The organism is Pedobacter puniceum (assembly GCF_009674685.1).
GTDB classification, from domain to species: Bacteria; Bacteroidota; Bacteroidia; order Sphingobacteriales; family Sphingobacteriaceae; genus Pseudopedobacter; species Pseudopedobacter puniceum.
The window spans coordinates 265,846-282,084 of sequence record NZ_WKJI01000003.1; the positions used below are offsets into that span (position 1 = coordinate 265,846).

A 16,239-nucleotide genomic window follows, 5' to 3' on the forward strand; every position below is an offset into this window, starting at 1 on the left:
ACAATTAATGTGTTAGATTTATAGGGCAGTTACTAAGTTATACAGGATGAGGTTTTTATTAGCACCACTTATTCTTTTCGTGTTTTTATTGAAGCCTTCTTATGCAATAAAAAAAGATACTTTAAAGCTACAACTTAAGTGGCGACATCAATTTCAATTTGCAGGATATTATGCTGCGCTTATTAAGGGATATTACAAAGAAGAGGGCTTGAATGTAGAGCTAATACCCGGCGGACCAAATATCTCGCCTGTACAAGAAATTTTAAAGGGTAATGCAGATATTGGAGTTTTTGATCCCAATGTTGTTTTAAGAAATACCAAAGAGAAACCTCTAGTAGTACTTTCCACCATCATGCAATCTTCTCCCTATGTCATCATCAGCTTAAAGCGTAAAAATATATTAAAACCATCAGATCTTATCGGAAAAACAATTTTAGCTGATCAAGATCAAGGTTGGAATATTTTTAAAGCCGTATTGTTAAAAGAAGGAATAAAATCAGATTTAATTGATGTTATTCCAAGAAAAAACGATTCAGAAGAAATAGCAGAAGGTAAAGCAGATGCGGTTGTAACTTACATCACCACGCAACCTCAAAGACTACAAAAGCTAGGCTTATCAGTTAACATGATAAGACCTGTAGAGTATGGTGTTGATTTTTATGGCGATGTGATTTTTACAACAAAGTCTTTTGCTTATGAGAATCCAGAAAGAACAGATGCTTTTATAAGAGCCACGTTGAAAGGCTGGGAATATGCTTTTGAGCATGAGGATGAACTTATCGATTATATTTTAACACTTCCCGGGGTTAAAAATTACGGAAATAATAGAGCTTTTTTAAAAATAGAAGCTCAACAAGTTAAAAAGCTAGTGATGCCAGATTTAGTACAAATTGGCCACATGAATATAGGGCGATGGCAATATATGCTACAAATTTATCAGCAGCTGGGTATTGCAGATAAGAAGGTTAGCTTAAAAGATTTTATTTATAATTCTGAAGATGAGCGTTTGAACAAGTGGTTAAAACCAATTGTATACGCTGCTATTGCAGCTTTTATCATTATTGTAGTTATAGTGGTTATAAATTGGCAGCTAAGAAAGCTAGTTAAAACCAAAACTGCAGAGCTTTCTGCAGAAATTGAAAATAGAAAATCGGCAGAACTTTCAGCAAAACGAAATGAAGAAAAGCTAAAACTAGCTATTAAGAGTGCAAATATTGGTATATGGGATTGGGATGTTATCAATAAAAAAGCGTTTATAAGTAGAGATTGGTGTGAGATGTTAGGGATAGATTATCAACCATCTTTAAATAAAGCTAATCTTTTAGATTTTGTTCATCCTGATGATAAAATTATAGCTCTTAAGAGTTTTAAAGAATTTAAAAGAGGTAACAAAAAAAGGCAGATTTTTCAAGTTAGATTAAAGCTTAAAAATGGCGAGGTTCTACACGTGATGATATCTTTTACAGCAAATAACTATACGGATAAGTTGAGAAATAAGGTATCTGGAATTGTAATTAACATTGATAAGATAAGGAGAAAAGAGTTTCAACTTATTAAGGTTTCTGAAGAATTGATGCGTAGCAATAACGAGTTGAAAAAGTTTGCTTACATAACTTCACATAATTTAAGAGCACCTATTGTAAATATAGAGGCTCTTTTTGGAATGCTGAATGTAGATACTTTAAATCCAGAGGATTTAGTGATTGTAAATCATATTAAAGCATCTATAGATAAATTAAGTGGGGTTTTAAATGATTTGATTGAGATTGTTTCGCATGAAATAAAATCAGAGGAGAAATGCTCAACAAATGTAAATATAGAAGAGGTATGCGTAAGAGTTATAAATTCTTTGGAAAGTAAACTGGTTAAAGCACACGCTAAAGTAAAATTAGAACTTGATGTAAATACATTATTTTACCCAGAAAAATATTTAGAGAGTGCTGTTTTCTGTTTATTGTCTAATGCTATTAACTATAAATCTAATCATTTAAACCTAGAAATTCATATCACTAGCCAGTTAATCAATAATGATGTAGTTTTAAAAGTAAAGGATAACGGTTTAGGAATTGATTTAAAAAAGAATGCTGGAAAAATGTTTGGTTTATATCAAAGATTTCATCAGCATACTGAAGGGCGAGGTATAGGGTTATTTATTCTTAAATCGCATGTAGAATCTTTAGGGGGCTCAATTGAGGTGGAAAGTGAGCCAAATAAAGGAGCCACTTTTATCTTAAGATTTCCTCAGCCTGAATCTTTAGAGATGTAATAATGTCAATTTAATGTAATATCAAAAATAGATGTTTAAACATATAAATTATTTATGTAGGTTTGTTTAACAAAATTAAAAATTATGAAAAAAGGAATATTATTAATTGCTTTCGTAAGCATGATTTCGTTGGCATTTAAGCCAGCTGCAGTTGAGTATAAAGTTGATACTCAAAAATCTAAAATTGAGTGGATTGGTAAAAAAGTTACTGGTGAACACCGTGGAGAAATTAAATTAGCTTCTGGGGTTCTTAATTACAATGGTTCTGCTTTAAATGGAGGTAATTTTGTTATCAACATGAATAGCATGACTGTAACTGATTTACAAGGCGAAATGAATGGTAAATTATTAGGCCATTTAAAAGCTGACGACTTCTTTGGCGTTGATAAATTTGCTCAATCAAAATTTGTGATTACTAAAGTTACTGCTGCTGGTGCAGGTAAAGTAAATATTTCTGGTAATTTAACAATTAAAGGAATCACTCAGCCATTAACTTTCCCTGCTGCAATCACTGTAATAAATGGTGTTTTGGTAGCTGTTGCTAATGGAGTTAAAGTTGATAGAACAAAATACGATATTAAATATGGTTCTAAAAGCTTTTTTGATAGTTTAGGAGACAAAGCAATTAATGATGAGTTTGAATTAAATATCAACTTGGTTGCGAAAAAATAGAATATTTCTATTATAAAGTATGAGAGGCTAGCTATTAAAGCTAGTCTCTTTTTTTTTTTTTTGCCTTATATTGTAGAATAAAATTCTCAAATTCCCCATTTTGGGTATTATAATAATCAAAAAAGAGGCGTTTTTTTATTTGATTTAATAAGCTTATAAATAATATGCCTTTTTAATATGGTCTTTAAATCTTTTAAGCAAGATAATATCAATTTAAAATCTTAATTATCTAGAAAAATGCTTTTATGGTATAAAACTTGAAACTATTTTAAAGTTAAAGTGTATCTATAAATATTAATAGTTATAATAGCGGGATAATTATTAATGAGTTTAATATGCTTTGAAATCATTAAAACTTTATTTTTAAGCTTTCGTAGAAGAGCCCAGATATGATAGATGAAACGTTACATATTTTAATTATTGATGATGACGAAATCAATAATTTTATAGCCGCTAAATTAATAGACAAGATACCGCCTAGAGCAAGAGTTTCTACTTGTTTAAATGGTCAGGAAGGTATAAATTATATAACATCTAGATTAAATAATCAAAAAGATCTTCCAGATATTATTTTTTTAGATATTAACATGCCAATCATGAATGGCTGGGAGTTTTTAGAAGAATATGCTGCCGTAACTCATCAAATATCAAAAAAGATTGTAATTAATATGTTGTCATCATCTGTTTATAATGATGATATCAGTAAATCTAAAACATATCCTACTGTTAACAGGTTTATTTCTAAACCTTTAACCATAGAAAAAATTCAAGATTTGTATCAAAGCTTAGGTATTAGCTAAAAAGCGTCTACTCTTATATTACCTTGTTCATCCTCTTTAACTGTGCCAATAGCCCTGTTCTTGGCATGGTAAAATAAGCATATCCAATTGTTTATGGCAGCCTTTTTTCCATACTCTGTTCTTAAGTCTTTAGCTAGCTTTCCATCGTAATCATACTTAGCAATAAAATTTCTTTGTAATTGTTCGGGCTCAGGTACCACATCTCCACCAAAAAAAATTTCATGCTCATCATTTTTGATATGATAAACTTGATGATATTCACAATGTCCACCAGTTAGTTCGTAGCTTATTTCATCAGTTAAGATTCCAGTTCCTTCAATAAAATGCACCTGTCCGGATCTTTGTATAACATCAAAAATTTCTGTTTTATATGAGGATGATTGTTTGGCATAAGCAGTTTCCCACTCGCCCTGTTGAATAATATATTCTGCATTTGCAAAACTAGGTTCTAGTTTTCCTTGCTTATCCCAAACCATACCACCGCTATGGTCATAATGTAGATGAGACATTAAAACTTTGGTAACATCATCTGGATGATAGCCTGCTTTTTTAATATTCTCATGTAAAATAAGATTGCCTTTTTCATCATTATAGCCTAATCCTGTATCTAGAATAAGTAGTTCTTTTTCGGTTTTAATCAAAAAGGGATTGATATGTATAAATAATGAAGCAGGTCTTTCACTTGCTTTATGAATGCTAGGGTCAAAGGGGATGAATTTCTTTGATGAATCTACAGAATATGAACCTTCGTTAAGTGCTATGATTTCCAAAATGCTAGTTTTTTGTAATTTAAATAAGACATAATCAGTAGCTTACAATTCTTTTTTATGGAGCTTGCTGATTATTGTATCTTTACTGTGTTACATTGCGCAAATATATGGAAAAAAGGTGGGTAGAGCATTCAATACAAGATTTAGAAACTGTTAATTTACTCTCAGAAGAGTTAAATATAGATGAGATTTTAGCCCAGATGTTGGTTGCCAGAGGTATTAAAACTTTTGAGCAGGCTAAACTATTTTTTAGACCATCTTTGGATGATTTGCATGACCCATTTTTAATGAATGGGATGGAGGAGGCCGTATCCAGAATACAAAGAGCCATCAAAAACCAAGAGCATATTTTAATTTATGGAGATTATGATGTTGATGGTACAACCTCCGTAGCTTTAACCTATTCTTTTTTTAAAGATTTATATCCTCATTTAACTTATTATATACCAGATAGATATGTAGAAGGTTATGGTATATCCACACAAGGGATTGATTATGCTGCTCATCATGGTATTAGCCTTATTATAGCTTTAGATTGTGGTATAAAATCTATTGATAAGGTTGAGTATGCAAAAGAAAAGGGAATAGATTTTATCATTTGCGACCATCATTTACCGGGAGATGAAATTCCGGATGCTGTTGCTGTGCTAGACCCAAAACGTAAAGATTGTAATTATCCATATAAAGAGCTTTCTGGTTGTGGTTTAGGCTTTAAACTTATTCAAGCTTTTGCCTCTAGAAATGATATACCACAAGAAAAGGTTTTAAAATACCTCGATTTGGTAGTGGTAAGTATCGCCTCAGATATTGTACCTATTACTGGAGAAAATAGAATCTTAGCACATTATGGTTTAAAGAAGCTTAACTCAGAGCCATGTAACGGTTTAAAAGCTTTGATAGAATTATCTGGCAAAGCCGATGATTTTACCATCACAGATATTGTTTTTTCTATAGGCCCTAGAATTAATGCTGCAGGTAGAATTGATGATGCTAAACAAGCTGTTAAACTTTTAATTGCCTCATCAACACAATTGGCAGAAGACGCTGGCTTTATCATTAACCTCAAAAATTCTGAACGTAAAGAGTTTGATAATAATATTACAGAGCAAGCTCTTAACATGATTTTAAACTCTCCAGAAATGGAAAAAAGAAAATCAACCGTTGTTTACCACGAGACCTGGCATAAAGGTGTGATAGGAATTGTAGCAAGTAGGTTAACAGAGAAATATTATCGTCCAACTATTGTTTTAACCCAATCTAATGGGCATATAGCTGGTTCGGCCAGGTCTGTTTTAGGATATGATTTGTACGAAGCTTTATGCGAGTGTAGTGATTTGTTAGAGCAATTTGGCGGACATAAATATGCAGCAGGTTTAACCATGAAACCAGAAAACTTGCCTGCTTTCATCCATAAATTTGAAGAAGTTGTATCGGCTACTATCACAGATGATATGTTGATGCAAGTAATAGAGGCAGAAAAGTGTATTGATTTAAAAGATATTACACCTAAATTTTTTAGGATATTAAAACAATTTGCACCTTTTGGCCCTCAAAACATGGCGCCAGTTTTTATTAGTAGAAATGTATATTCGTATGGTTATGGCTCTATCGTGGGTAATAACCATTTAAAAATGAGTGTTAGGCAAAAAGATAGTCAGGTTTTTGATTGTATAGCCTTTGGTCATGGAGATTTTTTAGAGCAAATTAACAGAGGTATTCCTTTTGATATTTGTTACACCATAGAAGAAAATGTATGGAAAGATAAGCGTTCTATACAATTAAACATAAAAGGCATTAAAACCTATTAGGTTAAAATTTATGATATTAAGAGCAGAAAATCTAATTAAAAAATATAAGCAAAGAACTGTTGTAAATAACGTTTCTTTTCATGTAGGGCAGGGTGAAATTGTAGGGTTACTTGGCCCAAATGGAGCCGGAAAAACAACTTCATTTTACATGATAGTGGGTTTAATAAGACCAAATGAAGGCAATGTTTTTTTAGAGGATGAAAATATCACCCAAGACCCTATGTACAGAAGAGCGCAAAAGGGAATTGGTTATTTGGCGCAAGAAGCTTCTGTTTTTAGAAAACTTACGGTTGAGGATAATATTAAGGCTGTTTTAGAAATGACGCAACTATCTAAGGCAGAACAAAAAGATAAATTAGAACAACTTATTGATGAATTTAGCCTTCATAAAGTAAGAAAAAACCGTGGCGATTTATTATCTGGTGGCGAGCGAAGAAGAACAGAAATTGCCAGAGCTTTAGCTGCTGACCCAAAGTTTATTTTACTAGATGAGCCATTTGCTGGGGTAGACCCCATTGCGGTAGAAGAAATTCAGACTATTGTGGCCAGACTAAAACATCGTAATATTGGTATTTTAATTACTGATCATAATGTGAACGAAACCTTATCTATTACAGATAGAGCTTACCTATTAGCAGAAGGTAAAATTATGCTTGCTGGTACTCCGCAAGAAATTGCAGATAATGAAATGGCTAGAAAATTTTATTTAGGCCAGCATTTTGTACTTAAAATCAAGAATTTTAAAGTTTAAATTTATATCTCTTATATTCAAGGTAGCCAATAACCCATTATGACAATTGTAAATTCTTTTCTTAACTGGATAATGAAAAAGCGTATGCACCAAATAGAGCTTTTCATGAAATATCCTAATGAAGTGCAAGAAGAATGGCTAAATACTTTGATAAACTCTGCAGAAAATACAGAGTGGGGAAAGCTTTATGATTATAAATCAATAGAAAACGAGCGCCAATTTAAAGAGCGTGTACCGCTTCAAAGCTATGATACCCTTAAGCCTTTTATTGAAAAAATGCTAAAAGGAGAGCAGAATATACTATGGCCATCAGAAATTAAATGGTTTGCCAAATCATCTGGCACCACTAGCGATAGAAGTAAATTTATCCCCGTAAGTGAAGAGGCTTTAGAAGAATGTCATTTTAAGGGAGGGAAAGACATGTTAGCAATTTATTGTAATAATAGGCCAGATGCTAAGATGTTTACCGGTAAAAGTTTGGTGTTAGGTGGTAGCCATCAAATCAATCAATTAAGTCCTGATTCTTTTTACGGAGATTTATCTGCTGTTATCATAAAAAACTTGCCTATATGGGCAGAAATGATGCGTACGCCTGATATGTCTATCGCCTTAATGGATAATTATGAGGAGAAGATAGAAAAGATGGCCAGAGCAACTATGGAAGTTAATGTAACTAATATTGCCGGAGTACCAACTTGGACTATCGTTTTGGCAAAACGCGTATTAGAACTTACAGGTAAAAATAACTTAATGGAAGTTTGGCCTAATTTAGAGCTTTATGTGCATGGCGCTGTAAATTTTGAACCTTATCAGGAACAATTTAAAATGCTTATTCCTAACGAGCAGATGTATTACTTAGAAACCTACAATGCATCAGAAGGCTTTTTTGGGATACAAGATCAAAGTGAAGATAAAGACTTATTGTTGATGTTAGACTATGGTATTTACTACGAGTTTTTACCAATGGAGCATTTTGATGAAGAAAATCCTAAGACATTATCCCTAAGCGAGGTTGAGCTTAATAAAAATTACGCTATCATCATCAGTACCAATGCCGGTTTATGGAGGTATGTTATTGGTGATACAGTAAAGTTTACTTCATTAGACCCTTACCGAATAAAAATAACTGGAAGAACTAAACATTTTATTAATGCATTTGGCGAGGAGGTTATCATAGATAATGCTGAAAAGGCACTTACTAAAGCTTGTGCGGAAACCAATGCTATTATTAAAGATTATACTGCCTGCCCAATTTATTTCCAAGGAAATGAAGCTGGCGGTCATGAATGGATTATAGAATTTGAAAAGAAACCTAACGAGTTTAATAGGTTTGTTGATATTTTAGATAATACTTTACGCGAAGTAAACTCTGATTATGACGCTAAAAGATTTAAAGATATGGCTTTAAGAAGGCCAACTGTGCATATTGCCCCAGATAATACTTTCTATAAATGGTTGAAACAGAAAGGGAAATTAGGCGGGCAACACAAGGTTCCAAGATTGGCAAACAACAGAACTTATGTTGATGAAATCTTGCAAATCATACAAAGTAGCTGATGATTTAAAAAAAAATTAAACCCTCATGCAACCAATATTACAAATTCATCATCTACCTCATATAACACGATGAATTTGCAGCACAAATACTCTCAAGAAGAAATTATTCAAGGATGCCAAGCAGGCGAACGACGTTATCAAGAGTTACTCTATAAGATGATGTCATCCAAAATGCTAGGTGTTTGTATGCGCTACGCCAAAGATCAGTTTGAAGCAGAAGACATGATGCAAACTGCTTTTGTAAAGGTGTTTAGAAATATAAACGCTTACCGCGGAGAAGGTTCGTTTGAAGGTTGGATAAGAAGAATTATGGTAAATACTTCTATAGAAGTTTACCGCAAAAATTTAAGAAGTTTAAATGTTGTTGATATAGATGAAACACATGATCACCAAGCATCAACAGCGTTTGATATGAGTAGATTAAATATTGCAGACTTAATGAAGTTGATTAGAAATCTTTCTGACGGTTACAGATTGGTATTTAACATGTATGCAATAGAAGGATACTCGCACAAAGAAATAGCAAATGAGCTTGGCATTACTGAAGGAGCCTCAAAATCTCAACTCAGTAGAGCCAGAGCGATATTAAGAGAACAAATTTTAAAAATGGAGGGAAACAGTTATGGAACCAATGTCGGATAAAGAATTGGATCTTTTATTCAAATCTAAATTTACAGATTATGAAGTAGAGCCATCAGTTTCAAGTTGGTCTAAAATAGAAGAACAACTATCTGTTAAGCCAATGCAGCACAGAAAAGTTCCTTTTCTATGGATGGCAGCAGCAAGTGTAATAGTAGTTTTTGGCTTAGGTTTACTTTTATGGAATAAGCCACAAGAGCAAATCATGCTAAAAGGAAAGCCAACTGTTGAAGAAGGTGATATGGTTATCGCTCAAAATAATGCAGCTAGAAAGCGTGAAGAAGTTATTTCTCGTAATCAACCTGTTGATAATAAGGTAGATAATTTTAGTCGTGTAGCTCAGGAGGTAAAACCAAAAACAATAGAAGAAAGTAATACACAAGAAGAGGAGAGTTTTATAGCTTCAACACAAATAGACAAGCCTGAAACCCAGCCAGAACAAGAGTTTGTAGCTACACGTACAGAGCCTGTAAAAAGAATTACAGTGACAGAACTGATGCTTCTTGAAGAAGAAAACGCAGCAAAAACTAATAAAATTAAATCAACTATGTTCTCTTCATTAAGCAGTAAAGATGAAGACAGCAGCCAGCCAGAAAGAATAAGATCTGTTGGAGATTTGGTGAACTTTGTTATCGCTAAAGTAGATAAGAGAGAAAATAAAGTGCTAAAAATCAGTAAAACAGAAGAAAGCGATATTGAAATAACAGGAATTAATCTAGGACTCTTCAAATATAAAAAAGACTAAAAAATCATGAAACAATTAATACTTATAGCTTGTACAATGTTTTCCTTCGCCCAGTTGGCGCAGGCACAAGCAACAGATTCTATCGTTGTAAAGAAAGAAAAAAACGCCCAGGTAGAAATCAGTAAAGAGGGTGTAAATATCCATATAGGTAAAACAGATTCTACCAAGAAAGATAATAAAGGTAGTTTTCCAAAAGTAAGCTTTGGATTAAATATCGAGCATTTTGACATTGGTTTAAGTAAATATCATAACGGTAGTGATTTTGGTTTTCCTTCTAGTTATGGTTTCTTAGAAAATAATACATGGAAAACTCATACCGTTGGTTTTGATTTACTACAATTTGGTGTAAGATTTAATTCTAATTTCAAAGTTGCTTTGGCCGGAGGTATAGATTGGAACCATATCAGATTAGAAAGAGATGTAACAATTAGACCAGATGCAGCAGTTTTAATCGCTGATCCTTCATCAGAAACTAATCTAAAGAAGAATAGATTTTCTAGCAGATATGTAAGAGTACCTTTATATTTTGAATATAGAAGCAATCAAGGTAAAGATGGAAAGAGATTTTCTTTAGTTGCCGGGCCAGAAGTTGGTTTCTTAATAGATGGTAAAGTGAAACAAAAGACTAATGGTGGTGAGAAAATTAAAGTTAAAGACGATTATAACTTTACCCAATTTAGATACGGAGCTAATGTTAGATTAGGTTATGGTGGTGCCGGTTTATTCTTTAAATACTACTTTAATGATGTATTTGCAGATAATACAGCTCCTGGTTTAGAAGGCTATAAAAATCTTTCATTCGGATTAACCTTCGGATTCTAACCTTTAATAAAATGATGTGTATGTAAAGCCCCGTAATTGTTGCGGGGCTTTTTGTTTAATTCTTTTTTTTACCGATGCGATGGTTATATTTACCGAGTAATCAAGAATATGGCTCCTTTAATAACTGTTCATAATATCTATAAAAACTTTACAGATACGGCTCATTCTGGCGTTTCGGGAATTAATCTAGAAATTAATGAAGGTGAAATTATAAGTATTGTGGGAGAGAGCGGCAGTGGTAAAACAACTTTATTAAAGTTAATTTATGGTTATTTGATACCGCAAAAAGGCGAAATTCTTTTTGAAGGTAAACGCGTACTCGGGCCCACAGAAAAGCTGATACCTGGCCATGATGAAATGAAAATGGTTACACAAGAAGTTACCTTAAATCTTTATGCTAGGGTTTATGATAATATATCTTCTTTACTTTCTAATACAGATTTAGAAGTTAAAAGAGATTTAACCATGCAAACCATGGAGTTTTTGAGGATAGACCATTTAGCGTATAAAAAAATTGTGGAGCTGAGCGGTGGCGAGCAGCAACGTGTTGCCATAGCAAGAGCTGTAATTACAGAGCCTAGGGTATTGTTGTTAGATGAACCTTTTAGTCAGGTTGATACTATTTTAAAGAAGCAATTAAGAGATGATATAGAGCGCTTAGCTCGTTTTTTGAAGATAACAGTCATTATGGTTTCTCATGACCCTAGTGATGGTTTATCACTATCAGATAAATTGGTGATTATAAAAGACGGAAAAGTAGTTAGAGAGGGTAAACCTCAGGATATTTATCACCAACCACAGCATGCTTATGTAGCTCAGCTCATTGGTAAAGCCAATATTTTGGAAGGTTTATCCTTTCTAGAGGATGGTAAATATGCTGTTTATCCGCAAGATGTTTTTGTAAATCAAGATGGGATGACTGCTAAAGTAAAATCAGTTCATTTTGGAAGCTTGTATCAAGAAGTAGAATATATAATTGAAGATAAAACCATCTTATCTTACGATTTTGATTTTATATCCTTATCCAAAGGAGATGAAGTAAATATCGCTTTTAAAAAGCTGATGAAACTAGATTCATAGGTTTTTTTACGATCTCAACTTTTGCGCTCGTTTGCAACGAGTGCTTCATCTGGTTTAACGATTTCATCGTTATTTAATAAGTACTGCCTTTGCCACCTAAACCCGGTTGAAACGGCATCTTTTTCTTGCGCTCGTTTGTAACGAGTGCTTAATTGGTTTAACGATTAAATCGTTATTTCATAAAAATCACTAAAGCTAGTATCAACTTTTATAACATCTAAAAGACCTTTTTCATTTAAGTAGTTTTTTGCAGAGCTGTATAAATATTCTTCAGGTAAATCTACAATTTCAGCTTTTACGGGATTGTTGTGTATATAATCTAGTTTTTGAGCTAGGGTATGATGATTGAAACATTCAATAGCATGATAGCCATCTTGCCAAACTTTATAATCTTTTATCCTATTATTAAACTTAGCGTGGTAACTAAAGCGGTATAACATCCAATCTCTTCTACTTTCATGCTCTGTCTCCATTATCTTGATGATTTCTTTATTAGTGAATTTTTTAAAATCTCTAACAAAGTCTGATAATAATAAAGGCTCTTTAATAGAAACTAGCAGGTGTAAATGGTTAGTCATTAAGCACCACGCATACAGTTCTAATCCTTTATTTTCTTGTGCGTATTTTAAAGAGTTGATGATGATTTTTTTATAGACTGGTCTAATAAATATATCTACCCAATCTACAACTGTAAAAGTTATAAAATGGATTAGATCTTGCGTTCTTACACGGTATTGATGCGACATAGGTTTGATTTTAGTATCTAAATTTATTGAAAATTCGATGAAATCGAAAGCCCATTTTAAGCACTCGTTGCAAACGAGCGCAAGGGGAGAGATTTTAATGTTAATTAGAAGTTATAGTTAATATTTTAATATTAATATTTTAATTTAGGAACTAATAATTATAGTATTTAATTTTGAAGAATGAGGATTCATAAATTAACAACAGAGAATCAATATAATTTGATAGAACTAATTTTGAGATTAGATAAGATAAATCTTGAGCTGTTTAAATCTGATGACGATTTAAAAGCATTATTAAAATTTAATGAAGTGTTTCAGATAGATGTATCTCATTATGATGATTTTCATAGAAGGATATGTTATTTAAGAGTTGCAAAGGAAATTTATTTGTTAAAGATAAAATCTGATAATTACTATGTAGACTTTAGGCAACTTTTGAAGGATGTTAGATATTTAAATTTAAGCGGTAATGAAGATGTTCAAGAATTAATAGATGAGGTAATTAATAAAGACAATTTGATTCATTACAAAGTATTGTCAAAAAGTTATTCTTATTGGGGAGAAATTCAGAAGAGAATTATCTCTTAGTGCTAGAGCTTGCGCTCGTTTGCAACGAGTGCTTCATTTGGTTTAACAATTTCATCGTTATTTAATAACTACTGCCTTTGCCATTTAAACCCGGTTGAAACGGCATCCCCAAAACGACCATCGGGAGTGGAGGGATATAGTGGAAAACGGGACTAGCGGGACAAAAATAATGACGCAACTGCTTTTCAAAAAAAACAGCCCCAATTTTTGGAGCTGCTTTCTTTAGATTTTTTATACGTTTTTAGCTAACCAATCGCCAACTTCGCTGGTTTTGTAAGCTTTATTAGTTCCGGCTAAATCTTCTGTTACTACGCCTTCTGCTAAAGATTTATTAACTACGTCTCTAATAGCTGCTGCTTCTGCGTGTAAGCCGAAAGCGTCTTCAAACATCATAGCGGCAGATAAAACGGTTGCCAATGGGTTTGCAATGTCTTTTCCGGCTGCTTGTGGGTAAGAACCGTGAATAGGCTCGTACAATGAAGTATGTAAGCCTTTAGACGCTGATGGCATTAAGCCCATAGAACCTGAAATTACAGAGGCCTCATCTGTTAAAATATCTCCAAAAAGGTTTTCGGTAATTAAAACATCGTAAGAGTTTGGCCACTGTACTAAACGCATAGCTACGGCATCAACAAACTCGTAACTAACGGTTACTTCTGGATAATCTTTTTCCATATCCTGTACGGTTTCTCTCCATAAACGAGAGCTTTCTAGTACGTTTGCTTTATCCACACAGCATAATTTTTTGCTACGTGTCATGGCTATTTCAAAGCCTAATTTAGCTAAACGCTGAATTTCTGCTCTGGTGTATGTACAAGTGTCAAAAGCGGTGTTGCCATCGTCTTTTCTACCTCTTTCACCAAAGTAAATTCCGCCAGTTAGCTCACGTAAAATAATTAAATCTGTACCTTCTATGCGCTCTCTTTTTAACGGCGAGTTGTCTATTAAAGAAGGGAATGTAAAAGTAGGACGAACGTTTGCAAATAAGCCTAATTTCTGACGCATTTTTAATAAACCTTGCTCTGGGCGAACTTTTGCTTTAGGGTCATTATCGTATTTTGGATGGCCAATAGCGCCAAATAAAACAGCATCAGCAGCCATACAAACTTCGTGTGTGCTATCTGGATAAGGCTCTCCGCACTCATCAATAGCGCAAGCACCTGTTAAAGCAGATGTCCAATTGATTTCGTGGTTAAACTTTGTAGCAACAGCATTTACTACTTTAACAGCCTGGTCTACAACCTCAGGCCCAATTCCGTCTCCCGCTAAAAGGGCGATATTTAATTTCATATTTTTATTTAGTTTGTTCGTTTCTAGTTTGTTAGTTGGTTAGATTGTTTTATATCCGTTTTCAAGAGTTCTAACAAACTAACAACCTAACCACCTAGATGATATTTAACATTTTTTGTGTTGCTTTAATGGCACATACGGTTTGGTCTGAGTCTAAACCGCGTGTTTTAAAGCTTTTTTTATCAGTTTCCCAAGTAATAATGGCCTCACAAAGTGCATCAGAATCACTTCCTGGCGCAATTCTTACAGCATAATCTATCAATTTTGGTAAGTGCAATTTCTTTTTAGCATATACCTTATTTAAAGCATTCATAAAGGCATCAAACTGTCCATCGCCTTGTGCATTTTCTTCAAAATGCTCTCCTTCTATTGAAACTGAAATGGTTGCAGACGGACGTAAACCTTTAGCATGTGTTAGAACGTATGATTGTACAGTAACTTTTTCTTCATACAGCTTACTATCTAGAACATCAGAAATGATATAAGGAAGGTCTTCTTTAGTAACCGTTTCCTTTTTATCTCCAAGTTCTATAACGCGTTGGGTAACCTTTTTTAAATCTTCATCATTAAGTTTTAAACCTAATTCTTGAAGGTTTTTTTCAATGTTGGCTTTGCCCGATGTTTTACCTAAAGCGTAAGTACGTTTTCTGCCAAATCTTTCTGGTAATAAATCGTTAAAATAAAGATTGTTTTTATTGTCGCCATCAGCATGGATACCAGCGGTTTGGGTAAATACATTGTCGCCAACAATAGGTTTATTTGCAGGTATTCTGATGCCCGAAAATGTTTCTACCAGTTTGCTCACTTTAAAAATAGAAGATTCTTTTAATGAGATTTTTACCTCTGGCAGAAAATCGTTAATAACAGCTACAGCACTTGCCATTGGTGCATTTCCGGCTCTTTCACCCATACCATTTACGGTTAAATGTAAGCCATCTATACCTGCTTTTACAGCTTCCAGAACGTTGGCGGTACTTAAATCGTAATCATTATGAGCATGAAAATCAAAATGAACTTTAGGGTATTTTGATTTTAATTCGGCAATATATTCATACGTTTCTGAAGGCGTTAAAACACCTAAAGTATCTGGTAGAAGCACCCTTTTTACAGATTGCTGGCCAAGAAAGTCTAAAAACTGGAAAACATAGTCTTTAGAATTACGCATGCCATTACTCCAATCTTCTAAATAAACATTGGTTTCTATTTGGTTTTGAGTAGCCAAAGCTATAACTGCAGCAATTTCTTCAAAATGTTGCTCAGCAGTTTTTTTAAGTTGATGTGTTAAATGATTTAAAGAACCTTTGGTAAGTAAATTCTGAACTTTAACACCAGCATTTAGCATCCAATTGATAGATACCCCATTATCAACAAAAGAAAGTACTTCTATACGATTGGTGTAACCGTTTTGGCTTGCCCAATCCATGATGGTTTTTACAGCTTGAAATTCTCCATCTGAAACACGGGCAGAAGCAATTTCAACTCTGTCTACATGTAGTTCCTCCAGTAATAGCTGGGCAATTGTAAGCTTTTCAGAGGCGGAAAATGAAACTCCCGAGGTTTGTTCACCATCACGGAGTGTTGTATCCATTATTTCTATTTTCCTTTTTACCATGTAAATGTTATTTGTTGATGATTGTTATTTCTATAAATCTATTTTAGAAAACACACCTTCTATTTTTTTAGAAGATGTGTTTTAAATAAGTTT

The 16,239-nt window shown here is 33.3% G+C and carries 15 protein-coding genes; 11 read left to right on the forward strand and 4 right to left on the reverse strand.

What is annotated here, in order from left to right; genetic code table 11:
- Positions 1-46 precede the first annotated feature (46 nt).
- The 3 genes from GJJ64_RS12535 to GJJ64_RS12545 all read left to right on the forward strand — a co-directional run bounded on the left by GJJ64_RS12535 (position 47) and on the right by GJJ64_RS12545 (position 3,738).
- Complete coding sequence (locus GJJ64_RS12535; RefSeq protein ID WP_154288124.1) at positions 47-2,266, forward strand: ABC transporter substrate-binding protein; 2,220 nt, start codon at positions 47-49, stop codon at positions 2,264-2,266.
- Positions 2,267-2,350: 84 nt separating this feature from the next.
- Positions 2,351-2,938, forward strand: a complete 588-nt coding sequence (locus GJJ64_RS12540; RefSeq protein WP_154288125.1) for a YceI family protein — start codon at positions 2,351-2,353, stop codon at positions 2,936-2,938.
- A 389-nt stretch (positions 2,939-3,327) separates the two neighbouring features.
- Positions 3,328-3,738 carry a response regulator gene (locus GJJ64_RS12545; protein ID WP_149074840.1) on the forward strand — a complete coding sequence of 137 codons (411 nt, stop codon included), beginning with the start codon at positions 3,328-3,330 and terminating at the stop codon, positions 3,736-3,738.
- On the opposite strand, the gene GJJ64_RS12550 is transcribed toward GJJ64_RS12545, so the two are convergent.
- Positions 3,735-4,508, reverse strand: a complete 774-nt coding sequence (locus tag GJJ64_RS12550; protein WP_154288126.1) for an MBL fold metallo-hydrolase — start codon at positions 4,506-4,508, stop codon at positions 3,735-3,737. The genes GJJ64_RS12545 and GJJ64_RS12550 overlap by 4 nt on opposite strands.
- Before the next feature lie 107 nt (positions 4,509-4,615).
- Here GJJ64_RS12550 and recJ point away from each other — a divergent pair, with 107 nt between their 5' ends.
- From recJ to GJJ64_RS12585, 7 genes are all read left to right on the forward strand, one after another.
- Positions 4,616-6,316, forward strand: coding sequence for a single-stranded-DNA-specific exonuclease RecJ (gene recJ, locus GJJ64_RS12555; protein ID WP_154288127.1), 1,701 nt, complete (start codon positions 4,616-4,618; stop codon positions 6,314-6,316).
- Positions 6,317-6,326: 10 nt separating this feature from the next.
- Complete coding sequence (gene lptB, locus GJJ64_RS12560; protein ID WP_149074837.1) at positions 6,327-7,067, forward strand: LPS export ABC transporter ATP-binding protein; 741 nt, start codon at positions 6,327-6,329, stop codon at positions 7,065-7,067.
- A 39-nt stretch (positions 7,068-7,106) separates the two neighbouring features.
- Positions 7,107-8,624, forward strand: a complete 1,518-nt coding sequence (locus tag GJJ64_RS12565) for a GH3 auxin-responsive promoter family protein (RefSeq protein WP_154288128.1) — start codon at positions 7,107-7,109, stop codon at positions 8,622-8,624.
- A 69-nt stretch (positions 8,625-8,693) separates the two neighbouring features.
- Positions 8,694-9,266: an RNA polymerase sigma factor gene (locus GJJ64_RS12570; RefSeq protein WP_154288129.1), complete on the forward strand. Its 573-nt coding sequence runs from the start codon at positions 8,694-8,696 to the stop codon at positions 9,264-9,266.
- A complete protein-coding gene (locus GJJ64_RS12575; RefSeq protein WP_154288130.1) occupies positions 9,247-10,008 on the forward strand; it encodes a hypothetical protein in 762 nt (253 codons plus the stop codon). Before GJJ64_RS12570 ends, GJJ64_RS12575 begins: the two co-directional genes overlap by 20 nt.
- A 6-nt stretch (positions 10,009-10,014) precedes the next feature.
- Positions 10,015-10,830, forward strand: coding sequence for an outer membrane beta-barrel protein (locus GJJ64_RS12580; protein WP_154288131.1), 816 nt, complete (start codon positions 10,015-10,017; stop codon positions 10,828-10,830).
- A gap of 108 nt (positions 10,831-10,938) precedes the next feature.
- Positions 10,939-11,910 (forward strand): ABC transporter ATP-binding protein, encoded by a 972-nt coding sequence (locus tag GJJ64_RS12585; protein ID WP_154288132.1) that lies wholly within the window; start codon positions 10,939-10,941, stop codon positions 11,908-11,910.
- Positions 11,911-12,074: 164 nt separating this feature from the next.
- On the opposite strand, the gene GJJ64_RS12590 is transcribed toward GJJ64_RS12585, so the two are convergent.
- A complete protein-coding gene (locus tag GJJ64_RS12590) occupies positions 12,075-12,656 on the reverse strand; it encodes an REP-associated tyrosine transposase (RefSeq protein ID WP_154288133.1) in 582 nt (193 codons plus the stop codon).
- Positions 12,657-12,836: 180 nt separating this feature from the next.
- Here GJJ64_RS12590 and GJJ64_RS12595 point away from each other — a divergent pair, with 180 nt between their 5' ends.
- Positions 12,837-13,244 carry a hypothetical protein gene (locus GJJ64_RS12595; protein ID WP_154288134.1) on the forward strand — a complete coding sequence of 136 codons (408 nt, stop codon included), beginning with the start codon at positions 12,837-12,839 and terminating at the stop codon, positions 13,242-13,244.
- Between the two features lie 231 nt (positions 13,245-13,475).
- Here GJJ64_RS12595 and leuB read toward each other — a convergent pair whose 3' ends face one another.
- A complete protein-coding gene (leuB, locus tag GJJ64_RS12600) occupies positions 13,476-14,534 on the reverse strand; it encodes a 3-isopropylmalate dehydrogenase (RefSeq protein WP_154288135.1) in 1,059 nt (352 codons plus the stop codon).
- A gap of 94 nt (positions 14,535-14,628) precedes the next feature.
- Entirely contained in the window at positions 14,629-16,146 is a 1,518-nt protein-coding gene (locus tag GJJ64_RS12605) for an alpha-isopropylmalate synthase regulatory domain-containing protein (protein WP_154288136.1), read from the reverse strand.
- Positions 16,147-16,239: the final 93 nt, after the last annotated feature.

What these genes read in the sequence shown, in the direction of transcription:
- GJJ64_RS12580 (WP_154288131.1), top strand. Translation starts at nt 10,015, where the DNA reads ATGAAACAATTAATACTTATAGCTTGTACAATGTTTTCCTTCGCCCAG.
- leuB (WP_154288135.1), bottom strand. Translation starts at nt 14,534, where the DNA reads ATGAAATTAAATATCGCCCTTTTAGCGGGAGACGGAATTGGGCCTGAG.
- GJJ64_RS12575 (WP_154288130.1), top strand. Translation starts at nt 9,247, where the DNA reads ATGGAACCAATGTCGGATAAAGAATTGGATCTTTTATTCAAATCTAAA.
- GJJ64_RS12535 (WP_154288124.1), top strand. Translation starts at nt 47, where the DNA reads ATGAGGTTTTTATTAGCACCACTTATTCTTTTCGTGTTTTTATTGAAG.
- GJJ64_RS12565 (WP_154288128.1), top strand. Translation starts at nt 7,107, where the DNA reads ATGACAATTGTAAATTCTTTTCTTAACTGGATAATGAAAAAGCGTATG.
- lptB (WP_149074837.1), top strand. Translation starts at nt 6,327, where the DNA reads ATGATATTAAGAGCAGAAAATCTAATTAAAAAATATAAGCAAAGAACT.
- GJJ64_RS12595 (WP_154288134.1), top strand. Translation starts at nt 12,837, where the DNA reads ATGAGGATTCATAAATTAACAACAGAGAATCAATATAATTTGATAGAA.
- GJJ64_RS12585 (WP_154288132.1), top strand. Translation starts at nt 10,939, where the DNA reads ATGGCTCCTTTAATAACTGTTCATAATATCTATAAAAACTTTACAGAT.
- GJJ64_RS12590 (WP_154288133.1), bottom strand. Translation starts at nt 12,656, where the DNA reads ATGTCGCATCAATACCGTGTAAGAACGCAAGATCTAATCCATTTTATA.
- GJJ64_RS12545 (WP_149074840.1), top strand. Translation starts at nt 3,328, where the DNA reads ATGATAGATGAAACGTTACATATTTTAATTATTGATGATGACGAAATC.
- GJJ64_RS12540 (WP_154288125.1), top strand. Translation starts at nt 2,351, where the DNA reads ATGAAAAAAGGAATATTATTAATTGCTTTCGTAAGCATGATTTCGTTG.
- GJJ64_RS12570 (WP_154288129.1), top strand. Translation starts at nt 8,694, where the DNA reads ATGAATTTGCAGCACAAATACTCTCAAGAAGAAATTATTCAAGGATGC.
- recJ (WP_154288127.1), top strand. Translation starts at nt 4,616, where the DNA reads ATGGAAAAAAGGTGGGTAGAGCATTCAATACAAGATTTAGAAACTGTT.
- GJJ64_RS12605 (WP_154288136.1), bottom strand. Translation starts at nt 16,146, where the DNA reads ATGGTAAAAAGGAAAATAGAAATAATGGATACAACACTCCGTGATGGT.